We start from the raw sequence: 23669 nt of genomic DNA, 5'->3' as shown, positions 1-23669 counted from the left end.
AACACTCTATACATACTTTTATGAAGATTAAGAAACGACAACTTGTATGGCTCGTGCTGAGTTATTTCATCGCCCTCCTCCCCTGGAGTAGTACAGAGGCGCAGATGATTACCGATGCGGTGAGCTGGGAGCAAAGCCACACAAATAGTGCTGATGGGGTGGTGACCTTGAGCTTCAAGGCAACCCTAAAGCAGGGATGGCATATTTACGATGTGACCCTCCCAGATGGCGGACCAACCCCCACCTCCTTTGCATTAGACGAGGCTAAAGGGGTGAAACTGCTAGGGGAACTAAAGCCATCAAAAGAGGCGGCCTCCGTCTACGACCCCAACTTTGAGATGAACCTGCGCTGGCACACGGGAAGTGTCACTTTTGAGCAACAGGTACAGATAGAGGATCCAGAGCACTTTGTGCTAGCTGGCGACCTTACTTACATGCTATGCAACGACCAAACTTGCCTCCCTCCTACCAGACTTCCCATTAGTCTAAAGGTTGGTGACCTCACCACGCCATTGGAGATGGAAGCGATTGCTAGCGACAGCAGTAGCGAGGAGGAGTCTACCACCACGGTGGAGAGCGAAGCAGCCAACTTTACGGGCGACATCTGGAAGCCTGTAGTAGAGGAGATCAAGGCGTATGGCGATACCACGCTGAGCGCCACCGACAACTCCCTCCTGATGATATTTATCCTCGGATTCTTGGGCGGTTTGGTAGCCCTACTCACCCCTTGTGTATGGCCGATGATTCCGATGACGGTGAGCTTCTTCCTCAAGCGGAGCAAAAGCCGCCAAGCCGCTATTCGCGATGCGGTGATTTATGGGTTGGCAATCATTGTAATCTACCTCACACTAGGGTTGCTGATTACAGCGATCTTTGGACCGAGTGCACTCAATGACTTAGCTACAAGTGCCCTCTTCAATATCCTTTTCTTTGCCCTACTGGTCTTCTTTGCGGTCAGCTTCTTCGGGGCATTCGAACTAGTTCTTCCACAATCGTGGACCAATAAGATGGATGCCAAGGCAGAGAGCACGAGCGGTCTGCTAAGTATCTTCTTCATGGCCTTCACCTTGGCTTTGGTCTCCTTCTCCTGTACCGGCCCTATCATCGGAACCCTGTTGGTGCAGGCAGCCACTTCGGGAAGTAGTCTCCTTAGCCCTGCTATTGGTATGCTCGGCTTTGCTGTGGCACTAGCGCTTCCTTTTACCCTCTTTGCCATATTCCCCAACTTTCTACAGAGTATGCCTAAGAGTGGTGGCTGGATGACGAGTGTGAAGGTGACCCTCGGCTTCCTTGAGCTGGCACTTTCTCTCAAGTTCCTCTCCGTTGCCGACCTCGCATATGGCTGGGGCATCCTCGACCGAGAGACCTTTGTGGCACTTTGGATCGTGATCTTCTTCCTTCTAGGTATCTACCTACTCGGCAAGCTCAAGCTACCACAGGATAGCGACCTCCCCTTCGTGAGTGTGACCCGACTATTCCTTGCCATCATCTCACTCTCTTTTGCCGTCTATATGGTGCCAGGGCTTTGGGGTGCACCGCTCAAGGCAATCAGTGCCTTTGCACCACCGCTTTATACTCAGGACTTCAACCTCTATGATTCGGAGGTACACCCTAAGTTCCACGACTATGAGAGTGGTATGCGGGCGGCTCAGAGCGAGGGAAAGCCTGTTTTGATTGACTTCTCGGGCTACGGCTGCGTCAACTGCCGTGAGATGGAGGCTTCCGTCTGGACCGATCCAAAGGTGAAGAGCATCATCGATGATGAATTTATCCTCGTCACCCTCATCGTGGACGACAAGACCAAGCTACCTAAGTATATCGAGGTGAAGGATGGCGATAGCACCCGCAAGCTCAAGACCATTGGAGAGCGGTGGAGCTATTTCCAATCACAGAAGTTTGGCTCCAATGCGCAGCCATTCTACGTGATGCTGGATGGCAATGGGCTCCCTCTGGGTCCTAGCTTTGGCTTCGATAAGGATGTAGACCACTATGTCAATTGGCTAAAGAGCGGACTTGAGGAGTATCGCAAAAAGCAACAGTAATTAAGAGCAAATTATATTGCGTGGGTAGAGAGGTGCAAAACGATCTACCCACGCAATCCATTAATAGAAATCACCATGAAGGAAAAGAGCAGCAGTAGCCGTGAGGAGAAACTAGAAGCCCTCGGACGACTGCTAGATGTGCTGGAGCGACTACGGGTAGAGTGCCCGTGGGATGCGAAGCAAACCAATGAATCGCTACGCCCCAATACCATAGAGGAGGTATACGAACTGAGCGAGGCAATCATCAATGAGGATCACTCGGAGATTGCTAAAGAACTGGGGGATGTGCTCCTCCATGTACTATTTTATGCCAAGATTGGAGAGGAGAAGGGGCAGTTTGACCTCGCCGATGTCTGCAATCGTGAGGCGGATAAACTCATCTTTCGCCACCCACATATCTACGGTGATGTGCAGGTCAATAATGCACATGATGTAGAACTCAATTGGGAGCAGATCAAACTCAAAGAAAAAGGAGGAAATAAAACGGTACTCGCTGGAGTGCCTAAGGGACTTCCCTCCATCATCAAGTCGTACCGTGTGCAGGAGAAGGTGGCCAATGTAGGCTTTGACTGGGCTGAGAAAAGCGACGTATGGGATAAGGTGTATGAGGAGCTGGGAGAGCTACGTGCCGAGATAGAGGGCAATGGCGACTTGGCTCATAAAGAGGGAGAGATGGGGGACTTCCTCTTTAGTCTGATCAATATGGGACGCCTCTATGGCGTGGATCCCGATACCAGTTTGGAGCGAACCAACCAGAAGTTTATCCGTCGCTTTAATTACATTGAGGCATCGGCCAAGGCAGAGGGGAAAAGCCTCAAAGAGATGACCCTTGGCGAGATGGACGCCCTTTGGAATGAAGCCAAAAGGCAAGAGATTTAAGCAGTCTCGGTAAAAAGAGGTATATTTGTAGGGATATAGAGTATCCCATAATTAGGTAAGAGGCTATTTGAATAATTAAGATGGCGAAAAAGGTTTCGGAGACGCCGATGATGGCACAATTTCGACGCTTTAAGGAGCAGTACCCAGGTGCGTTATTGCTTTTTAGAGTGGGCGATTTTTATGAAACCTTCAACGATGATGCGGTAGAGGTCTCTCGCCTACTCAATATCACTCTTACTAAGAGGGGTGATGACCCTATGGCGGGATTCCCCCACCATGCTCTTGACAATTACCTCCCCAAGCTGGTCCGCAAGGGAAAGCGGGTGGCGATCTGCGACCAAATGGAGGATCCAAAGCTGGCCAAGAAGCTGGTGAAGCGGGCGGTGACCGAAGTGGTGACCCCTGGACTTACGATGGACGACTCTGTTCTCGAAGCAGATACCAATAACTTCCTCGCTGCCATTGCTCTCGGAGGAGGCAAGGCGGGAACAGCATTGCTAGACCTCTCCACTGGCGAATTTGTCTGCAGTGAAGGGAGCTACGATGAAATTGATAAGTTGCTCACCAACTTCAATCCTAAAGAGGTATTGGTGAAGCGGGGAACGGAGCACGAGGTACAAGCTCACTTCGGTGAGCGGCTCAACCTCTACCCTTTGGAGGATTGGACCTTTTCGCAAGATTATGGACGCGATAGGCTCCTAAAGCACTTCGAGGTGAAGCACCTCAAGGCATTCGGGATAGAGCATGAGGTCTTAGCGATTATCTCCTGCGGGGCAATCCTCTACTACCTTGAGGCGACGCACCACTCCGAGATACAGCATATCAACACCATTCACAAGATAGAGGAGAATCGTTTCGTACAGCTCGACCGCTTTACCCTCCGCAACCTTGAGATCCTACAACCCCTCAATGAGGATGGTAATTCACTCATCAGCGTCATTGACCATACTCGTACACCAATGGGCGGCCGACTGCTCAAGCGGTGGCTGGTATTCCCCCTACTCGACGCCCGTGAGATAGTACAGCGACAGGCTGCCGTTACCGCTTTTCTCGAGAGAGAGGAGCTACGGCATCAGCTCTCCGAAATTCTATCGGAGATAGGCGACCTGGAGCGATTGGCAAGTAAGGTCTCCGTCCTCCGCATCAACCCTCGTGAGCTACGACAGTTGGCGGGTGGGCTACGCTTGGTAAAGCCGATTATGGGAGCCCTCTACAATACTGGCGACGCTTCGCTCAAGGAGCTAAGCATTGCCCTAGACCCCCTCGAGGAGTTGGCGGAGCGGATTGAAAGGACCATCAACGAGGAGACACCCAATCAGCTAGGTAAAGGGAATGTGATTGCCAAAGGCTTTGACAGCCGACTGGATGAGCTACGGGATATCCTCAGTGGTAGCAAGGAGTACCTCCTCGACCTCCGCAATCGCGAAAGCGAACGCACGGGCATTCCAAGCCTGAAGGTGGCCTACAACAACGTCTTTGGTTATTATATTGAGGTGCGAAACACCCACAAGGACAAAGTGCCAGATGAGTGGATCCGCAAGCAGACTTTGACTCAGGCAGAGCGTTTTATCACCCCCGAGCTAAAGGAGTATGAAAGTAAAATCCTAGGGGCAGAGGAGAAGATACAGATCTTGGAGAATGAGATCTACGACCAGCTACTCAACTACGTGCGTGGTTTTATCAAAGAGATTCAATCGGATGCGACGGTGCTCTCACAGATAGATGTGCTGAGCTCCTTTGCCGAGGTGGCTTCGCTTTACGGCTACGCCTGCCCAGTGGTAGACAATGGCGACACCATAGACATAGAGGCGGGTAGGCACCCTGTAATTGAGCGCTTGATGCCCCCTGGTGAGAGCTATATCCCCAACGACCTCTTCCTCGATAATGAGGTGCAGCAGATCCTCATCATCACTGGTCCTAATATGGCAGGTAAGTCGGCACTACTTCGGCAGACTGCCCTTATTGTACTGCTGGCACAAGTTGGTAGCTATGTACCGGCTAGTGCAGCAAAGATAGGCATCGTGGATCGTATCTTTACCCGTGTAGGTGCCTCGGACAATATCTCGCGAGGTGAGAGTACCTTTATGGTGGAGATGACCGAGGCAGCGACGATTCTTAATGGTATCACCAATCGCAGTTTGGTACTGGTGGATGAGCTGGGACGTGGCACCAGCACCTACGACGGCATCTCTATTGCACAGGCGATTGTGGAGTATATCCACGACCACCCAAGGGGGCGAGCCAAGACGCTATTTGCCACACACTACCACGAGCTCAACGACCTTGAGCGGCACTTTGCTCGGGTCAAGAATTACAATGTCACGGTACAGGAGGTGGAGGGTAAGATCATATTCCTCCGCAAGCTAGTGGCAGGCGGGAGCGAGCACTCCTTTGGTATTCACGTGGCCAAACTGGCAGGAATGCCCAAGGAGATCATCGGCCGTGCCGAAGAGATCCTCACCCTACTAGAGGAGTCGGCAAGAGAGCGCGATGAGGAGAGTGGACGAATCAAGGCTCCTTCCAAACCACGCCTCCCCGAAAAGCAGGTGCAAGATGGGCCAGTACAGCTAAGCTTTTTCCAGCTAGACGACCCGCTCCTCAGCCAAGTGCGAGAGGAGATTGTAGGGCTCAACCTCAATCAGCTCACCCCCATTGACGCCCTCAATAAACTCAATAATATCCAGCGACTCCTCACAGGTGGCAAGGAGGGAATAGACCTCCATTAATAGAAGCATTCTAGGTTACTTATGCAGAGCAACAAACCACATAATCAATCCGCAACCCTCATTGAGCAGATGCCTCAAGAGATCCAAGAGGCCCTCAAGCAATTTGAGGAGGCCTATCTAGGCTCTATACGAAGTATTGCTCCAACCATTGTCAAAGCGACTGAATTGCTGAGCCGACAGACGGCTAAGCAGGTACGTCCGCTCCTCCTACTTCTTACGGCCAATTGCTTTGGTCCTATCACGGAGGAGGTCATCAAAGGGTCAACCTTTATTGAGCTACTTCACGTCTCCTCTCTTGTGCACGATGATGTGGTGGATGAGAGTGGACACCGGAGAGGGGTGCCCTCGATGAATGCGGTTTTTGGTAATCATAAGGCAGTGCTGATTGGCGACTACCTACTCGCCAATGCGATGATGCAGGCGGTTCATACCAATAACAAGCAGATACTTCTCCAACTAGCCGTCCTCGGCAAAAACCTCTCCGAGGGAGAGCTTCTACAGATGGACACGGCCGAACTGGGCGAACACTCCGAGGAGCGGTACCTAGAGATCATTGACCGAAAGACCGCTTCTCTCATCGAGAGTAGTATGATGGTAGGTGCGTTACTGGCCAAGGTGAGTGATGCAGAGACGCTTCAGAAAATAGAGCAGGCGGGGCAACTTCTAGGCCGTGCCTTCCAGATACGTGATGATATCTTTGATTACCAACCCACCGTCCAACTTGGGAAGCCATCGGGTCAAGACATCGCAGAGCACAAGGTAACCCTCCCACTGATCCATGCCCTACAGCAGGAGAGTAAAGAGCGCGACAAGGTGCTCAAGCTCCTTCGCCATGAGGAGCTTAGGCGCGGCGAGATTGCTTATATTATAGACTTCGCCATCCGCATGGGAGGCATTGAATATGCTGGAAAGCGAATGGAGGAAATGATAGAGGAGGCGAAGAGCCTTTTAGTTGCAGGATTGCCACCGTGCGAAAGTCGTGACGGACTGATCATGGTGGCCGATTATATTGCAACACGAGAAAAATAGTGTATTAGGTTTTTGAAACAATATATATAAGATTGTAGATTATGAAGAGATTGGTTTTAATCAGACATGGACAGAGCCAGTGGAACCTGGAGAATCGATTCACCGGTTGGACCGATGTAGACCTTACTCCACTCGGTATAGAGGAGGCCATCAAGGCTGGTCAGCAGCTCAAGAAGGATGGATTTCACTTCACGCTGGCTTTTACTAGCTACCTAAAGCGTGCCGTTAAGACGCTTAATACCGTCCTCGACCAGATGGACCTCGATTGGATCCCAGTAAAGAAGAGCTGGCGACTCAATGAGAAGCACTACGGTATGCTCCAAGGGCTTAATAAGGCTGAGACTGCCGCTAAGTATGGCGATGAGCAGGTACTTATTTGGCGTCGTAGCTTTGACGTGCCACCAGCACCATTGGCAGCCGACGATCCTCGCTCACCATACAACGATGTGAGATATGCCCATATCAATAAGGAGGAGCTTCCTCTAACCGAGAGCCTTAAGGATACCATCCAAAGGATCCTTCCCTACTGGGAGCAAGAGATATTCCCCTCCTTCGCAGAGCACGATGATATTATTGTAGCAGCTCACGGCAATAGTCTGAGGGCCATCATCAAGAAACTCAAAGGCATCTCCGATGAGGATATCGTATCGCTCAACCTTCCAACCGCTGTACCTTACGTCTTCGAGTTTGACGAGCAAAACGGTATGAAGCTGGTGAAGGACTACTTCGTAGGTGATCCAGAGGAGGTGAAAAAGCTAATGGAGGCAGTAGCCAACCAAGGCAAAAGCCAGAAGTAACCCACTGAGACTAGAATAATTCCAAAAAGGGGGCTCCATCGCAATAGCGACGGAGCCCCCTTTCACATTAAAGGCTGTCGAACTTAGGAATCCACAGATTAGGAGATGTGGATAACATTCACAGAAAGAGAATGTTGCACGAAGTGCCGTTCTCGCACATTTGAAGCAAATGTGCTGAGACTTTGCACGAAGGATGAGATGCAAGACGCTGAGGATGAGGCTGAAGGGAGCGTACTCACGTACGTGACCGAAGCCGAATTCCGAAAGCAACGCCGCAGATCGCCTTCGTGCAACAGTCTCATGTAGCAAGGTAGCTCTGCAGGATTGATGGGCACAGCCCACATGGAACCGAATATATACGTATGCTATTCGTCGCAAGTGCCCATGGTAAAGGTGGATGATGCAGAGTGGCGATATTTGGAAGAAGGATCTCGGCCTAGGTCCATGTATTCCCCTCTTGTATCAACCTCATATTCCGTATGCGTGCGGAATGGATTCCGCAGGGCTACGGAATGCGTTCCGCACGCGTACGGAATTCATTCCGCACCCTATGCGGAATATGTGGACGCTATACTATCGCATTCCTGAAAGTGTAGACACTCCATTTCTTCTATTCCTGAAAAAGTAGACACATCAGGGGTTACGCATTAGAAAAGACTATTGTGCGAATGATGATATACAATCTGTTGAGGATAATGGTGTAAGAACTTTCTAATGCGTAACCCCTGGTAGACACATTGAGAGGAAGTGATAAGTCTTAGATTCGGTTGTTCGACCTCCACGAGGGGAGGTCGTGGGGTGGTGGTGGGGGCATCGAGAAGTGCAGCCTCTCTTTTCTTTAGATTTAATGGGAATAGTATCAAGAAAATAGGCTATCTTTACGAAGGTAACGTATTTAGGAACAACGCTATTAATCGGAGCCTAATGGAAAAGAACTTAACTAGATTCCTGACCCTGACTATATTCCTATGTTTTGGAGCCACCACCTTATTGGCTAATGAGGTGAAAATCTCGGGGCGTCTACTCTTCTCAAGAGATTCTACCGCAGTCATCGGAGCTTCGGTACGGCTACTAGACCTTGAAGGAACAACTATTTCTGGGACAACGACTAACGAGAAGGGAAACTTCACGGTCACCGGCAACGAGAGCAAAGAAAGTCGCTTAGAGATAAGTTTTGTGGGGCATGTCCCGATTTCGGTGCAGATTGAGGGTGGCAAAGGAAGCATCTCCCTTGGAGATCTCTATCTGGTAGAGGATAGTAAGCAATTGGACGAGGTGACGGTCACCGGCTCTCTTCGCCAGTACAATCGCCAATTGGTTTTCCCCGAGAAGTTACAGATCAGAGGGAGCCACGACTTTATGACGCTACTCCATAATCTAGGACTAACGGGGCTTTCGGTGGATCAGGTCAATAAGAATGCTTCCATAAATGGCAAGCCGATTCAATGGAAAATCAATGGCGTCCCTCGGTCGGTTGCTGAAGTACGTAACCTCAAACCCGAATCTATCCTTAGAGTCGATTACTCCGATATGCCTACGATGCGCGAATTGGACCAAGGTTTTGGAGGTATCATAGATGTGATCCTAAAGGAGCGAACCGATGGAGGCTCTGTGAGGAGTCACCTGCAGAGTGCCCTCTGGGTAGGATTTGTCAATGGTAGTGCGAGTGCTAGCTACCACCAAGGGAAGTCGGACTTCTCAATTGATTACAACACTTCTTATCGCAACTACCCTAAGTGGCAAAGAGATAGTGAGGAGAAGTTTATCGCTGACTCCAAGAAAATCACACGGATCCTTCAGGGGGAGGCGAGCCCATTTGGCTATTTTACAAACGACCTGAACTTCACCTACCTCTATCAGCCTAGCAAAGTGAGCCAGTTTAGTGCCACTTGGCGCAATTCTTTTGCCCGACAGTACAACAATATCAGAGGTCAGATAATTGAGACCGATAAAGATCCCTATCATAGAGCCTCAAAAAGCAAATATAGAGGCTACGTGCCAGCACTAGACCTATTTTATCAGCACCAATTTGGAGATGGATCGAAGCTGGAAGCCAACCTATTAGGCACACTATCCACAGGTAGAAACGACAGAGATTTGGTAGACACCAGGAATGGAGCAGAGGTAGCCAAGATCTCCAACCCCGTAGAAAGTAAGTACAAGTCGTTAATTGGCGAAGTGATGTATCAAAAGTCGTTGCACCCAAAGGTGTACCTCACCACTGGTCTGCAAAATAGATATGCATTCACCACAAATGAGTACCTCTCGCCGAGTAGTTATCTTGACGAACTGCATCATAATAACACCTATCTTTATGCTCAAATCTCTGGGCGGCTCAATCCAAAAGTTCAGTATAGCTTGGGGAGTGGGTTGAAGTTCTTTTATGTTGAAAGTAAAGAGAAGAGTAAGAAGTACTTCAAAAATCAGAGCAGCTTGGGATTCTATTACAATCCCAATAATCGCCTCTCCTTTTCCCTCAATAGCAATTTCATCCCCTTCCTCCCCTCATTGGCTCAGCTATCCAGTGTCAAGCAGAGGTTTGACCGACTGACTGTATTTACAGGGAACAGTGAATTGAAGTCGAGCTACGCCTTTACCAATCGCCTCAATATGAATTATCGCAAGGATAAGTTCAATACCAATCTAGCCCTAAGCTACAATCACACCACCCATCCGCTGTACACCCGTGTCACCTATCTGCCCGAAGAGGAGTACTTCCTATTTCAGTCCGACAATGGGCTATACAATCGACAGTATGGAGCCGAATGGAAAGTCAACTTTAGCAATCTGATGAACTTCCTCTCGCTCTATACCACAGTGGGCTACAAGCGGTATGAGAGTAACGTAGGGAATCATCCACTTCATCTCAATAGCCTCTACTGGGATATCTCGGCACAGGTAGTGTACAAGGAGCTGGTCTTTGCTGGCTATTATACGAAAGCGGGAAGGACGATCTATAACGAAACAGAGCAACTATCAGGTGACAATATGGGCTTGACCTTGATGTGGAATAAAAATAATTGGATCCTCTATGCTCAGATGCTATACGTGGGATTTAAGGAGGGGGATACTTATAGAACCACCAACCACTCCAAGGTAAATCCACTTAAGTCCTATGTGAAGATCCCAGAGAATGGTAATATGCTCACCCTCGGGGTAGTCTGGAATCTTGACTTTGGCAAGCGTGTGAATCGAATGAAAAGGAGACTCAAGAACTACGACAGCAACAACAGTGTGGTAAAGGTTCAAGATTAGTCTTTTAATAAGGGCGCACCCCCTCACCGACTCTAACCCCTCATATGGCACGAAAGCCTAAAGACTCTGAGGCTACCTCCTGGAATAAGAATTGTTTGTCGCATTGGGAAATACCCATTTGCGACATATGCAACAAAAAGAGAGCTAATGCCGAACGAACACGAATCATCAAAGAGTTGCTGATAACATTGGTTGCTGGTATTATTGGAGTTTTTGTGGCACAAGAATGGATGGCTGAATCATTTGATAGCAAAGCTATAAGGATATTATCCTCATTCTTTTGTTTTGCGGGTATAATATCGGGGTGGAAAGCCCTATCATCAATGACTCCAAGACTCTTTTTAATATTACCACTCATCGGCTGGGTAATTTATTTTGTATTGAAATTATGGTTAGCTGCGATTATAGGTGGGATAGCACTTCCGATACGCACATTCAAAAACATCAGAAGGTTAATACAAATAAACCTCACCTTATCAGTTATTAAGGCGAGGCAATAAGTGGCATAGCATTGATCATATGAGATTGTGCACCTATGCGATCAGCCCTCTTGTCTAGGTTATGGATTTGTCCGACCCACAAGGGGTCGTGGGATTTGAGTGACTTATTTACCCCCATTCATCGGCTATACGAGCCTCAAATAGGGGCTACGACAAATCGGATCTCCTCACGGAAGTCCTTACCAGGGGTTATGCATTAGAAGTGTCTTGTTGCTTGTTTTTTAGCAGGGTGTCTATGAGAAAGGACCTCGACAGAGATCCGTGCTAAATAGGCACAGGTCAAGGCACGCAGTGCCAAAGACCTGTGTATAGATAGGTGTAAAATACCCTTGCGACCCCGGTCAAGGGGTCGGACAACCCTATCTCTAGGTCTGACCCCTCAGCCGGGGTCAAGGAGGCGGTGAATATGCTCTTGCACACAGGTCGTTCGGGGCTAACGCCCCTCCGACCTGTGCCTATTTAAGAGGGACCTCTGCCGAGGTCCTTACGCCATTATCCTCAACAGCTTGTAGATGATCATTCGTACAACAATCTCTTCTAAGTCTCCATCTAATGCATAACCAATGCAATAAGCCCGAGCAGTCAGATGACTGCTCGGGCTTATTATTTTTATAGGGAGGGGTTAGTCGAGACCTTTAAGGACGGGGAGGGAGATGTGGTACTTCACACAAAGGACTCTGGTGAGGATCACTACCATCACACTCACCACCTGCACCACGATATGTTGCACGCCGATCAGGTCTAGGATTCCATAGACCGCTGCTCCGACCACACTCGCCATCGCATAGATATCTTTTCGTAAGATCAGTGGCACCTGATTCATACAGATATCACGGAGGAGTCCGCCAAAAGATCCGGTCGACACGCCCATAAAGAGCGCCACCCAAAAGGGGAAGCCCAGCATCAGTGCCTTCTCCATTCCCACGATCGTAAAGAAGCCGAGCCCTATCGCATCGTAGAGGAATAGCTGTTCATTCATCTTGACCAGTTGCTTTCTAAAGACCACCACGATCAGTAGCGAAATCAGCGTGATGATCACATAGGTTGGCGTGGTAAGCCAAAAAGGCGTCACCCCCAGTAATAGGTCACGAATTGTACCGCCACCCACTGCTGTAAGCATACCGATGACATAGGCACCAAAGAGGTCGATATTCTCCCCCATCGCCAGCCGAATACCAGAGATGGCAAAGGCAAAGGTTCCGATAAAGTCTAGTAGCAGAACAATATTATCCTCATTTAGGAACGCCTGCCACTCAAAAGGTATAAAGGAATCCATCTAGCAGTTTTAGTAACTTTCACTATCATTGGGGAACGTCTGCGCCTTCACCTCACGGCAATAAGTAGCAACCGCCTCCTGAATCTGTACTCCCACATTGGCAAAGTGGCGGAGGAACTTTGGCTTAAAGCCCATAGTCATCCCCAGCATATCGGTACAAACCAGCACCTGACCATCTGTCTCATTGCCAGCACCGATGCCAATCGTAGGGATAGAGATACTCTCCGTCACTCGTTTTGCCAAAGCACTCGGTATCTTCTCCAGCACCAGACCACAGCAGCCTAGCTCCTCCACAAGGCGAGCATCCGAAAGCAGCTGCTCAGCTTCTGCCTCCTCCTTGGCTTGGACACTATAGCCACCCAGTTTATTCACCGACTGAGGGGTAAGCCCCAAATGAGCCACCACAGGAATGCCCGCATCGAGGATCATCTTTAGAGAGTCGGCCACCTGATGACCCCCCTCCACCTTTACCGCATCCACGCCACTCTCCTTCATCATACGCACCGCAGCAGCCAGAGCCACCTGAGGGTCGCCATGTACCGTACCAAACGGCATATCTGCCACAATAAAGGCGTGCTTCGCTCCATTAGCCACACAGCGTGCATGGTAGATCATCTGATCCAGAGTGATTGGCAGAGTGGTTGCATTACCAATCATCACATTACTGGCAGAGTCCCCGATCAAAATTGCATCCACTCCAGCCTCATCAAGCAACCTCGCCATCGTAAAGTCGTAAGCGGTGAGCATCGCAATCTTATCGCCCTCACCCTTCATTGCCATAAAGCGAGTAGCAGTAATCTTCTTCTTATCCGTGCTTAGATAACTAGCCATTGTACTAAAACTTCTTTCTAGGGATCCGCTCCCCCAATACTCCAAAAAAAAAGAATTACAAGTGACCCGCTGCACGGCTTCTGACCGATACAGAGACAACTTGTAACTCACTTGCTTGTGCCCAGAACCGGGATCGAACCGGTACAGGTGTAACCCCATTGGTGTTTGAGACCAACGCGTCTACCAATTCCGCCATCTGGGCCTTTTTAATATACGCCCTGCAAAGGTATCACTTTTTATGGACTTACACAATACCTGAGCCTAGATTATTGACAGAAACTCATCAGGGAGCCTTTATCGGACAGGTCGGGGTGAAGGACCGGCCCTTATCGGTGGGGCTTTATCGGACGAGTCAGACAGGTCGGACGAGTCGGACAAGTCGGCAAGATGACACAACTCGTCCGACTCGTCCGACTTGTCTGACTCGTCCGACTTGTCCGATAAGGGTACCTCCCGTGACAGACTCGTCCGATAAGGCACCTCCGCCAGGCGGGGGTGATTACTTGCCTTCGGCCAAGGTGGTAGCGATATCGCCGGTATTGAAGTAGGTGAGGTTGATGGTGCGGAGTAGTCGGGTATAGATCGACTGCAGATAGGTTGCTTTGGCTTGTAGGTGGCGTGTCTTCACCTGCTCCCACTCATAGATATTGATACGACCCGCCTTGAACTGCAGATCCGCCACGTCCAAAGCCCGCTTGGAGAGCTCTACATTCTCCTTGGAGACCCGATACTGCTCCTCCGCCTTCTCTAAGTCGGTACGAGCGAGGATGATATTGCGGTCATCATTGATTTGTGCCTGTTTCAATTGACTCTGCAGGTTGAGTGTCTGCAGCTGCATCTGCCGTATCTGTCGACGCACCTGCCCACGGTTATAGATCGGGATAGAGAGCGAAAGCCCCACAAAGTAACGGCCATTATTCTTCAATTGATCCTTAAAAGGGGCATTCATAGCCTTGTACTTCTCCCCGTAAGTATAGTAATAACCATTGGAGTAGCCACCTCCGAGAGAGAGCGAAGGCCATAGAGCACTCTTAGCGATCTTCACATCATACTCCGAGAGAAGCACCTCACTTCTGAGGAGTGCCGTTGCTGGGATCTCCCACTTAGGATTGATCAATCGCGGATGAGCCTGCTCCAGATTCGCTACCACCGCCTCGGGTGACATCTCAGCGATATCTAGCTCCCCCTCCTCCACCTTATTGGGGTCCAGCCCCATATCCAGCATCAGTATCCGCAAAGCACGGGTCACATCGGCTTCCGTCTCCGTTACCGAGAGTTGGTCACGCCCTAGCTGACTTTGGATATCAATCAGATCCGACTCCGCAGCTCGCCCCACCTCTACCTGCTGCTTGATTTGCTCGTACGACTTCTCGGTGAGAGAAAGGTTATCCTTGGCGGTCGTAGCCAAAGCCTTGGCGAGTAATAGCTGAATATAGCTCTGCGTCACCTGCAGTGCGATTTGATCCTCCACATCACGGACAATATAATCGGCATTCTGCCGGGCCTCCTTTGCCTTTTGTAGTTGATACCACCGCTGACCACCGCTGAAGATGGGGAGGTCGGCACTAAGTGAAAAACTGGTATTGGCACTTGAGTTATCGGTAAAACTCATGTCACGAGCTTGCGAACGACCGAAAGAGAAGTTCTGACCCACAGAGGCATTGAGACTAGGCAGAAAGGCTTGCTGAGCCGCACTATAATTGATCTCCAGCCCCTCTAGTTTCTGAGGAACTGGCAGAAGTAGCGGGCTATTCTCTTGGGCAAATGCTACACACTCCGTGAGCGACATCTCCACACGTGTCAGCTCCGTTTTTGCAGGTTTCTGAGCCCAACTAGAGAGCGCTACACACGGGAGCAGTGCAATGAATATCCAAATCTTTTTCATATCACTCCACCTTATTTAGTGACTGGGTTACCTCGGAGCTGCTCCTTACCCGTCAGCCCACTCTTCACCTCTACTTTCAAACCATCAGAGATACCGAGCTTCACCTCTTGCTCCGTAAAGTCCTCCTCCTTACTTCCTCCTTTCTTAGAGACCATCACAAAGGTTTGGTCGCCACGATAGACCACTGCACTCTCTGGGATGGTCATCACCCCTTCGCTCTTGGCGAGTACCACCTCGGCATTGGAGCTAAAGCCCACCTTGATATCCTCAATATCCGTTGAGTCGAGTGCCGCCTTCACCTCAAATAGGATGGTACCATTCTTATCTACCCCCTTAGGTGATACATACTCTATAGTAGCGTGATAGGTATGCCCCTTGATGGCACCGACATGGATCTGCACCTCGGCACCCACCTTCACCTTATTCACATCGCTTTCATTTACCTCACCCACAAAGAGCAGATCCTTGAGGTCGGCAATAGAGATAATGGTGGTACCTTCATTAAAGGCGTTGGCTTGGATCACCGTATTCCCCACCTTCACTGGTTGCTCTAGGATCGTACCACTCACCGTCGCACGCACCATCGTATTATTTTTCTTCGCAGTGCTGGAGCTCGAACCAGTAGAAACTAGTTGAAGAGTCTCCTCCGCGATATTGAGGTCAATCTCCGCATTCTTATAATTTGCCTGACTTGCCTCCAGCTTCTCCTTGGGGAGGATCTGCTGCTCATAGAGTAGCTCGTCGCGCTTCAATACCTCCTCCAACTGCTTCAGACGCACACGTGCACTCTCCACCCGCGAGGCAGCATTCTGGATATTCGCCACATCAGGCACAATGCTAAGGCGTGCCACCAAGTCGCCAGCCTCCACATAGTCGCCCGGCAAGTGAAGCAACTCCGAGACGATCCCATTCATCTCTGGCTTTACCTTCACCTCGTCACGTGCCTCAATAGACCCTGTCAGCACCGTGCTGAGCACCACCGTATCGCCTGTGGTAGGAGTGACCAATTGATAGCTAGCTCCCTTTGGCTGACCTTTCACTAGCACCGTCGCCACAATGGCTATCACTGCGATAGCTACTAGCCCCCAAAGGAGCCACCGACCGATGCCTTTACTTTTCTTCTCTCTGCCCATAATATCTCTATTGTTTTTGATTTTTATTCATCTCTAATGGCATCAATAGCCTTGATCTGTAGTGCCTTGTAGACGGGCAATAGCCCTGCCAATACACCCGATACCACCATAATCACCACCGAAAGTATCAGTAGTCCCAAACTTGGATAAGGTCGCGTGACGTAATTACCCACCACCGTATGCTCCGTTATTGCCCCAATAGCGAGTGCCCCCAGCAAACCGAGTAAGATACCAAGTGCTCCTGCCACTACGATAATAAAGATCGCTTCCGACATAAATTGCTTGCGGATATCCCTCGGCTTGGCACCAATCGCACGGCGAACACCGATCTCCCTCTGTCGCTCTCGCACCGTCACCAGTAGGATATTACTCACACTAATCACACCTGTAATCAGCGTACCCATCCCCACAATCCAGACCAGTACATTGATGCCCGAAGCGATCATCTGAAAGATATTGGTCACCAACTGCATACTCATCGGTATGATCGCTCCAGTATCGGTAGGGTCGAGCTGCTGACGGCGGGCAAGGATCTCAAAGACCTCCCGACGTACATCCTCCTCGCTATAACCAGCTTTGGGCACTGCATAGATACTGATCTCCTTATCAAATTGATTGCCCACAGCAAGCGTAAAAGGTAGCATAATCCCTTCCAATCCCATATTGCCAATCGAGAAATTATCCACTAGTGGCTGCGTGACCCCAACCACCTTGAAGGGCACCCCATTAATCGTGATGTAGGTGCCTATCATCTCCTCAATGTTATCGTAAAAGCGCTTCGCCAATTCACGCCCCACCATACATAGAGGGGCACCCGACTCCAGCTCCTGTGGAGTCAGGACACGCCCATACAGTGCCACCATCTCATCAGCCACCTGAAAATGATTGGGCGTCACTCCATAAGCATTGGCCGAGAGACTTTTATTATTGGCATGTATCGGCACACTGGACCAAGCATCTTTCACACCAAAACTGGTCAATGCCCCCACTTCCTGGAGCATACGAGACTGGCTCTTGATATTGAGATAGTCGCGATAGGTAGTCTGTACAGGACGATTGGCCTTGTACCCTTGATAGGGCTTGGTGGTACGACCAGGAATAATATAAATCACATCGCTACTCACCCCTTCGAGCATCCCGAAGGCAGAGTTGCGCAACCCTGTGCTCAGACTGGTAAGGATGGTAAAGAAAAACATCCCCGCAAAGACGCCAAGGGAAGTGACCACACTCCTACGCTTATTGCGTTTGAGCGTGTAGAGCATCTCGGTCCAAAGTTCTTTATTCAATAGTATTCCCATAGTCCCTATTTCATATCACGCATCGCCACTACCGCCGGTATCTTGATCGCTTTCTTGGCTGGACCATAGCCAGCCACCACACCGACCACCACCAGCACAATCAGTGCCCCGATGGCTACCCCCATATTCACCTCGGGGTTTTCGAATAGCCTAAGGACCATCACATCATCGGCCGAGAAGCCTACAGGGATCTCCTGCTGTCCCCACTTATTGACTATTGCAAGGTAATCCATGAGCTTCACGATGCCTATCCCCAGGAATAGCCCTACCACTCCTGCGACCATAGAGAGGAGCAGGCTCTCCCCTAGCACTAGCCTTAGGATATCCCGAGGCTTAGCACCAATCGCCTTACGAATACCGATCTCCCTCATACGCTCCTGCACCGTCACATGCATGATGTTGGAGACTCCGATGGTACCGATACTCAGGCTACCAATCCCCATGACCCAGAGAAGCACCTGGAGGCTAAGGAAGATCATATCCATCGTCTTAGCCTGATCGCTACTATTATCCACATAAATAGACCAAGTGTCTGAAGGGTCGGATCTAGTTATTTGGTGGGCTACTCTGGCGAGGTCCTCAGCCAGCTTCTCGCTCTCCTTTGCCTGACCAGCCTTAGGGAAGACCGCTAAACTCTTGATCTGCACAAAGTCATTGGGCCGGATTCCTTCAAAAGTATTTAGCGGGATAAAGGCGGTTCCAAAGAAAGGCGAAGGCGACTTCACCACCCCTACGATCCGGTAGGTAGCTCCAAACACCGTAAAAAGTTCGCCTATAGGGTCCACGCCCGAGGCAAATAGCTTCGATACCAGCCCATCCGATATCAGCACCACACGTTCCTGCTCATTATGCTCTTGATGCGTAAAGAGCCGACCTGCTCGCAGCTCCAACTTGCCGAAACTTTGCTCCGGCCAACCAATGGTCCGAATTTGCAGCATTTGAGAAGCAAAGGAGGTACTCCCATTAGAGAAGAAAGAAAACTCAGGCTCCATTAAAGTCACCCGATCACTAAACACCTCCCTAAGGTAATCCAATTGATTGCGAGTGATGAATAGCTGTCGCCCCTCTTGATAGCCACCGTACGCCGTCTGTGTCTGATTGAAGTAAACCCCCATCTTCACTTGGTCGGCACCTACGGCACTGACCATTGTGCGGATACCATTCTCCACCCCCTTACCAGCTCCCAGCATCACCACGAGGATAATGATTCCCCAAGCGATAGAGAAGCCAGTCAGGAAGGTCCTGAGCTTATTATTCCGGAGGGAGTTCGCTAATTCTTGTAGATACGCAATCATCGCACTCAGTCCTCCCCTACAATCAGCCCATCCTTAATATGTATGGTACGCTCACACGCCTCAGCCACTCCTGGCTCGTGTGTCACGATCAGCATCGTCAGCCCTTGGTCTCGATTGATCTCCTTCAGCAGATCCATCACCTCCACCGTTGTCTTACTATCAAGGGCACCAGTCGGCTCATCGGCCAGCAATATCGAGGGCTTTGTGATAAGGGCTCTCGCCATAGAGACCCTCTGCTTTTGACCGCCCGAGAGCTCATTAGGCAGGTGATCTTTCCACTGAAGCAGGCCTACTCGATCAAGGTACTCCTCCGCCAGCTGCATACGCTCCCGTTGTGAAACCCCTTGATAGTATAGGGGCAACGCCACGTTCTCCACCGCCGTCTTAAACGAGATCAGATTAAAGCTCTGAAAGACGAAGCCGATCTTACGGCCCCTCATCTCAGCAGCGGCTTCTTCCGAAAGGTTTTGGATCAATTGACCATCTAGGTGATAGCTCCCTTGGTCGTATTCATCGAGAATCCCTAAGATATTAAGTAACGTACTCTTGCCGCTACCACTGGCACCCATCAATGCCACCATCTCCCCATCATAGACGCTCATATCCACCCCTTTCAGCACATGCAACGGCTGAGAGCCTGGATACGTTTTGTGAAGACCCCGTACATCAATGATAGCCTTGCTACCTCTATTCATAATATATTAGTGTCATTAGGACTTCACAAATGTACCATAATATTTCCCAAACTACCAACCTTCCTCCTCCAAAAAGAGACGACAAGAGCGTATAAGAGAAATCTCCTATACGCTCTTGTTGCGATAAAGAGTTCTTAGATCAATAGTCAAATGACAAGGAGAGGACCAGTCTATCAGCCCCGAAGTCACTCAGCGACTTAAGGTAACCAAAGTCTAGCTTTGCACCATAAAGAGCTACACCAGCACCTACACTCCAAAGGCTCGTCTCCTTGCTACCATATTGATAGCCAGCACGCAGACTTGCGATATTGAAGAGCGTATACTCAGCACCCACATTGGTCTGGAATACTTGTGCTTTATATGGCAGGAAGTAATACTTACCCCCTACTACAGCACGTAGCTTATGGTTTTCGCTGATAGTAAGACCATAGTCTGCTGTCACCTGCATATTGGTTGGCAGAGCATACGACTCATTCTTGGCATAGTTGATAGGTGCACCAAAGTCCGCTACTCTAGCACCCACGTTGATATCACTCTTAGCAGAGATAGGGATCAAACAGTTGGCACCGACACTAAAGGCTCCTGCATAGGCTACACGTCCAGTATAGCTTTGGATAAAGCTACCTGTGGCATAAGCTGCAAACATCTTATTAAACTTAAAGGCATAGCCCATATCCACAGCCCAATCAAATGGAGTATAGCTCTTTCTGCTATAACCCCATTGATCATTAGTGTTGCCCTTGATCTTCATACCACCTTGGTATCTAAAACCAGCATAGATCACATGGCGATCCAAAAAGCGATACCCTACAGATGCTGCACCGAAGCCTAGTTTTCCTTCTACAAACTCATTCTCCTGCGTCTTGAACATCAATCCAGTGGCCGAGACGGTTAGCTTCGTATCTCCATTAAAGATCGAAGCTGGGTTGGTGTAGAGATAGTTACGATCGGTTTTAGTCAAGGTAACATTTCCCATAGCTGCTGCACGAGCATCCGTTTGGGTCTCAAGGAAAGACAATCCACGGCTTTGCTGAGCCTGCATTGAGACTCCCGAACATATAGATAGTGCAAGGGCGAAGAGTGCCCCGATGATTGGCTTTGTATTCATAACGTTCATAATTCTAAATTAAGTCCACTTAACGGGGTTATCTCTTCTGCACCACTTGCTCAAATGGCTTCTTTCCAGTGCCAGTGACACGGATTCTGTAGGTACCAGGAGCTAGGTTCTTCACCTTCACACTCGACATTCCTTCGTGGTCTACGAGCAATGCCTTATCCATCACCTTCTCACCCGTCATGGTGTAGATAGTGATCACTGGCTTATTGCTCTTAGGATTAACCCATAGGTTCAGCTTCTCCTTCATTGGAAGAGGCCACACTGCATACACTTCGTTATCCAAGTTCTTAGTCACCGATACCTCAAAGCTAGTACGGGTCTCATAATATCCGTTGGATACCGTGATGGTGATGGTAGTTTTACCTGGCTGGAACGCCTTGATAGTCAGCTTAGAACCCTCCACCACAGCAGTGGCTACAGAGCCATTGCTAGAGCTCACCTTATAGCTAAATTCTAGTAGCTCTTGTGGCTTAAAGACCTTGCTAATATCAAGCGTCAGAGGATCATTCTCCACACCTACCAAGGTGTTAGGTAGCTTCTCAATCAGTTCAGGAGCCTTCACATTGATCACGCGGAATGGAATCTCAAAGGAACCAGAGGTACCCAATTCATCCGTAACGACAACCGTAAAGGTGTAATCACCCTGTGCCAATACTGGACGTATGCTTACCTTGATCCCCTCATCAGTCTTACGCAGACTTACACCTGAAGTTTCGCCTTCAAAAGCAACATCCCATTTCTGTCCATCAGGCTCATTCACCATTAGTGTATATTCAGCCTTACCTTTGATATCAAATACCGTGATAGGCTCTTTAGGCACATTGGTAATCACAGGAGGGTTATTGACTTTTGTTTTGGTCTCCATAAAGGCTGGTGCACTCTTCAACCCCCAACGGTCTATCGCCACAATAGCAAAGTAATAGGTAGTGCTGTGCTTTAGACCAAACACATCAAAACTCATCTCTTCACCCGCCTCTTTATTCATACCACTCACAAAGCCTGACTGATTGCCAATACGCCTTCCTTTGGTGTAATTACTCTTATCCAGCGGTTTCTCAGAGATATAAAGCTCATACTTCGATGGAGCTCCATCATCAGCATCCTTAGGCACTTGCCAGTAGATAGTAGCACTTAAGAAGTCATTCTCCTTAGACTTTTCAGGCAAGAACTTTGGTGCCTCAGGTGCCTTATTCTTATTCTCCAAGGTGAGTGCTAGGTAGGCATCAATATAGCCAGCCCCCAACTTGCCTTCATACCCTGGATTATACATATCAATATCATGAGTACCTGCTAGTAGATATTGCTCCAATTGAGCGGCAGTAAAGCCAGGGCCTCCTCTGTGTGAAACCACTAGAGCAGCTACACCAGAAACGTGAGGACACGCCATAGAGGTACCATTGTACCAATCATAATTATCAGCATTGACCGTACTTAAGACGCCTCCCTTTGTGCCAAACTTACTTTGGTCACCACCAGGGGCAGTAATATCTGTCCACGTACCATAGTTAGAATAACCAGCTTTAGTAAAATCTGGACCCATTGCATTGACTGCAATGGCGGGACCATATTCACCTGGAGCATAGCGCTCTTCTGAGTTGCTATTTCCAGAAGCAATGATGACCACGCCCCCCTTCATTGGAGAGTCAGCTAGCTGGTTACCATCATTGTCACAGCCAGCATACTTGATAAAGTAATCTATCGCATCACGGTAGGAGCCTGGAGTTCTTCCTGGAGCTTGGTTTCCCCAAGAGTTCTGGGAGATGACTGCCCCATTATCAGCAGCATAGACAAACGCCTTTGCAAAACCACCTTGCCCTCTCTTACCAGAGAATACACCAGTACTCATAATCCTTACACCAGAATTTGGCGTACCGTCACCACCAGCGACACCGCAGACACCAATACCATTATTATTGCGTGCTGCTACGGTACCCGCCACGTGAGTTCCATGGAAGTCAGCATCTGGAACAGGGGCGCCACCTTTGTTATCAGCAAAGTTGTAGCCATAAACGTCGTCTATGTATCCATTGCCATCATCATCAACGCCCTCTTCTCCATTGAGCTCGGCTTCGTTAATCCAGAGATTATCCTTGATATCCTTATGGGTGATATCCACACCACCATCCTCTACGCAGACAATCACATTTGGGGTTCCTGTAGTGATCTCCCAAGCGCGGAAAAGGTTGATATCAGCACCCATAACACTTCTGCCCATACTACCTGTATTATTGTAGTGCCACTGCTGGCTCAGTAGTGGATCATTAAATGGCATTTTTGAGCTTCGGTCTCTAAATCCTAGCATATCAAAAATAGGATTGGTGTGATCGCTCAACATCATGGCCTCAGGCTCGTACTCCACCACGTCAACTCCAGTCACTTCACTCATGGTCTGGAGTGCCATCACCATATCCATATCTTTATCTATGGTCACCTCATACCAGAGGTCCAAGCCCTCTCGCTTTTTGCGCTCTTCAAAACGAGGGTCTACACGGAATAGACGCTCCATTTTAGAGGCTTGGAGCCTATTCAATGCGGTGCCAAGTGGCGTGGGGACGTTATTCATTTGAATGTCACCCATCCTAGAGATTTCCATTTCACCTTGCAACTCCCTAGAAACCTTGATGACCACTTTCCCTGGAAGTGGTTTGCCATAAATTAACAAGTTCTCAGAAGCTTCTGTCCTTAAGCCTTGTTCGGTAGCTTGTTCAGAAACATCCTCTTGATGCATCACTCTATCATTCTTACAACCTGCAAAAAGGATAATAAGCGATGATAACAACCAAATGTATCTTTTCATCTGTAAGTCTTAATTTTGATTATTTAAAGGCCCCACTCCTTAGGTCTGTATAATCTCACATACCATAAAAAGTGGGGCACTAAGTTTAACAAGTAATCTTGAATCCTTTTAATC

The 23669-nt window shown here is 49.2% G+C and carries 16 protein-coding genes and 1 tRNA gene; 6 read left to right on the top strand and 11 right to left on the bottom strand.

Annotated elements, in window-relative coordinates:
- Positions 1–20: 20 nt before the first annotated feature.
- The 6 genes from MWL85_RS00260 to MWL85_RS00235 all read left to right on the top strand — a co-directional run bounded on the left by MWL85_RS00260 (position 21) and on the right by MWL85_RS00235 (position 10728).
- The gene (locus MWL85_RS00260) at positions 21–2042 is read left to right on the top strand and encodes a protein-disulfide reductase DsbD family protein (protein WP_244400847.1); all 2022 of its coding nucleotides are present in this window, start codon (positions 21–23) and stop codon (positions 2040–2042) included.
- Positions 2043–2117: 75 nt separating this feature from the next.
- Positions 2118–2921 (top strand): nucleoside triphosphate pyrophosphohydrolase, encoded by an 804-nt coding sequence (gene mazG / locus MWL85_RS00255; protein ID WP_244400845.1) that lies wholly within the window; start codon positions 2118–2120, stop codon positions 2919–2921.
- An 80-nt stretch (positions 2922–3001) separates the two neighbouring features.
- Complete coding sequence (gene mutS / locus MWL85_RS00250) at positions 3002–5647, top strand: DNA mismatch repair protein MutS (protein WP_244400843.1); 2646 nt, start codon at positions 3002–3004, stop codon at positions 5645–5647.
- Between the two features lie 21 nt (positions 5648–5668).
- Positions 5669–6676 (top strand): polyprenyl synthetase family protein, encoded by a 1008-nt coding sequence (locus MWL85_RS00245; RefSeq protein ID WP_244400841.1) that lies wholly within the window; start codon positions 5669–5671, stop codon positions 6674–6676.
- Between the two features lie 41 nt (positions 6677–6717).
- Positions 6718–7473 (top strand): 2,3-diphosphoglycerate-dependent phosphoglycerate mutase, encoded by a 756-nt coding sequence (gene gpmA / locus MWL85_RS00240; protein ID WP_018028528.1) that lies wholly within the window; start codon positions 6718–6720, stop codon positions 7471–7473.
- Positions 7474–8397: 924 nt separating this feature from the next.
- Positions 8398–10728, top strand: a complete 2331-nt coding sequence (locus MWL85_RS00235) for a TonB-dependent receptor (protein ID WP_244400839.1) — start codon at positions 8398–8400, stop codon at positions 10726–10728.
- A 40-nt stretch (positions 10729–10768) separates the two neighbouring features.
- Here MWL85_RS00235 and MWL85_RS00230 read toward each other — a convergent pair whose 3' ends face one another.
- The 11 genes from MWL85_RS00230 to MWL85_RS00180 form a co-directional block, all read right to left on the bottom strand.
- Positions 10769–11086, bottom strand: a complete 318-nt coding sequence (locus tag MWL85_RS00230) for a hypothetical protein (protein ID WP_244400838.1) — start codon at positions 11084–11086, stop codon at positions 10769–10771.
- Between the two features lie 764 nt (positions 11087–11850).
- Positions 11851–12504 carry a trimeric intracellular cation channel family protein gene (locus tag MWL85_RS00225; protein ID WP_021903560.1) on the bottom strand — a complete coding sequence of 218 codons (654 nt, stop codon included), beginning with the start codon at positions 12502–12504 and terminating at the stop codon, positions 11851–11853.
- Positions 12505–12513: 9 nt separating this feature from the next.
- Positions 12514–13335, bottom strand: a complete 822-nt coding sequence (panB, locus tag MWL85_RS00220; RefSeq protein ID WP_244400836.1) for a 3-methyl-2-oxobutanoate hydroxymethyltransferase — start codon at positions 13333–13335, stop codon at positions 12514–12516.
- A 118-nt stretch (positions 13336–13453) separates the two neighbouring features.
- Positions 13454–13537, bottom strand: a tRNA-Leu gene (locus tag MWL85_RS00215).
- A gap of 297 nt (positions 13538–13834) precedes the next feature.
- Entirely contained in the window at positions 13835–15220 is a 1386-nt protein-coding gene (locus MWL85_RS00210) for a TolC family protein (RefSeq protein WP_244400834.1), read from the bottom strand.
- Between the two features lie 11 nt (positions 15221–15231).
- Positions 15232–16353 (bottom strand): efflux RND transporter periplasmic adaptor subunit, encoded by a 1122-nt coding sequence (locus MWL85_RS00205; RefSeq protein ID WP_070707566.1) that lies wholly within the window; start codon positions 16351–16353, stop codon positions 15232–15234.
- Between the two features lie 23 nt (positions 16354–16376).
- Positions 16377–17651, bottom strand: a complete 1275-nt coding sequence (locus MWL85_RS00200) for an ABC transporter permease (RefSeq protein WP_244400832.1) — start codon at positions 17649–17651, stop codon at positions 16377–16379.
- A 5-nt stretch (positions 17652–17656) separates the two neighbouring features.
- Positions 17657–18946, bottom strand: coding sequence for an ABC transporter permease (locus tag MWL85_RS00195; RefSeq protein ID WP_244400830.1), 1290 nt, complete (start codon positions 18944–18946; stop codon positions 17657–17659).
- Between the two features lie 5 nt (positions 18947–18951).
- Positions 18952–19641: an ABC transporter ATP-binding protein gene (locus tag MWL85_RS00190; protein WP_244400828.1), complete on the bottom strand. Its 690-nt coding sequence runs from the start codon at positions 19639–19641 to the stop codon at positions 18952–18954.
- A 139-nt stretch (positions 19642–19780) separates the two neighbouring features.
- Complete coding sequence (locus MWL85_RS00185; protein ID WP_040576091.1) at positions 19781–20749, bottom strand: PorV/PorQ family protein; 969 nt, start codon at positions 20747–20749, stop codon at positions 19781–19783.
- 37 nt (positions 20750–20786) lie between these two features.
- Complete coding sequence (locus MWL85_RS00180; protein WP_021903554.1) at positions 20787–23555, bottom strand: S8 family serine peptidase; 2769 nt, start codon at positions 23553–23555, stop codon at positions 20787–20789.
- Between the last annotated feature and the right edge of the window lie 114 nt (positions 23556–23669).

Origin of the sequence: Porphyromonas somerae, from assembly GCF_022845615.1 — a bacterium.
GTDB classification, from domain to species: Bacteria; Bacteroidota; Bacteroidia; order Bacteroidales; family Porphyromonadaceae; genus Porphyromonas_A; species Porphyromonas_A somerae.
Note: the sequence above shows the minus strand (reverse complement) of the source record. Positions and strands in the feature narration are given on the sequence as shown.

Bases quoted from the DNA above. Each gene is read 5' to 3' on its own strand.
- MWL85_RS00260 (WP_244400847.1), top strand. From the start codon at position 21: ATGAAGATTAAGAAACGACAACTTGTATGGCTCGTGCTGAGTTATTTC.
- mazG (WP_244400845.1), top strand. From the start codon at position 2,118: ATGAAGGAAAAGAGCAGCAGTAGCCGTGAGGAGAAACTAGAAGCCCTC.
- mutS (WP_244400843.1), top strand. From the start codon at position 3,002: ATGGCGAAAAAGGTTTCGGAGACGCCGATGATGGCACAATTTCGACGC.
- MWL85_RS00245 (WP_244400841.1), top strand. From the start codon at position 5,669: ATGCAGAGCAACAAACCACATAATCAATCCGCAACCCTCATTGAGCAG.
- gpmA (WP_018028528.1), top strand. From the start codon at position 6,718: ATGAAGAGATTGGTTTTAATCAGACATGGACAGAGCCAGTGGAACCTG.
- MWL85_RS00235 (WP_244400839.1), top strand. From the start codon at position 8,398: ATGGAAAAGAACTTAACTAGATTCCTGACCCTGACTATATTCCTATGT.
- MWL85_RS00230 (WP_244400838.1), bottom strand. From the start codon at position 11,086: ATGAGTGGTAATATTAAAAAGAGTCTTGGAGTCATTGATGATAGGGCT.
- MWL85_RS00225 (WP_021903560.1), bottom strand. From the start codon at position 12,504: ATGGATTCCTTTATACCTTTTGAGTGGCAGGCGTTCCTAAATGAGGAT.
- panB (WP_244400836.1), bottom strand. From the start codon at position 13,335: ATGGCTAGTTATCTAAGCACGGATAAGAAGAAGATTACTGCTACTCGC.
- MWL85_RS00210 (WP_244400834.1), bottom strand. From the start codon at position 15,220: ATGAAAAAGATTTGGATATTCATTGCACTGCTCCCGTGTGTAGCGCTC.
- MWL85_RS00205 (WP_070707566.1), bottom strand. From the start codon at position 16,353: ATGGGCAGAGAGAAGAAAAGTAAAGGCATCGGTCGGTGGCTCCTTTGG.
- MWL85_RS00200 (WP_244400832.1), bottom strand. From the start codon at position 17,651: ATGGGAATACTATTGAATAAAGAACTTTGGACCGAGATGCTCTACACG.
- MWL85_RS00195 (WP_244400830.1), bottom strand. From the start codon at position 18,946: ATGATTGCGTATCTACAAGAATTAGCGAACTCCCTCCGGAATAATAAG.
- MWL85_RS00190 (WP_244400828.1), bottom strand. From the start codon at position 19,641: ATGAATAGAGGTAGCAAGGCTATCATTGATGTACGGGGTCTTCACAAA.
- MWL85_RS00185 (WP_040576091.1), bottom strand. From the start codon at position 20,749: ATGAATACAAAGCCAATCATCGGGGCACTCTTCGCCCTTGCACTATCT.
- MWL85_RS00180 (WP_021903554.1), bottom strand. From the start codon at position 23,555: ATGAAAAGATACATTTGGTTGTTATCATCGCTTATTATCCTTTTTGCA.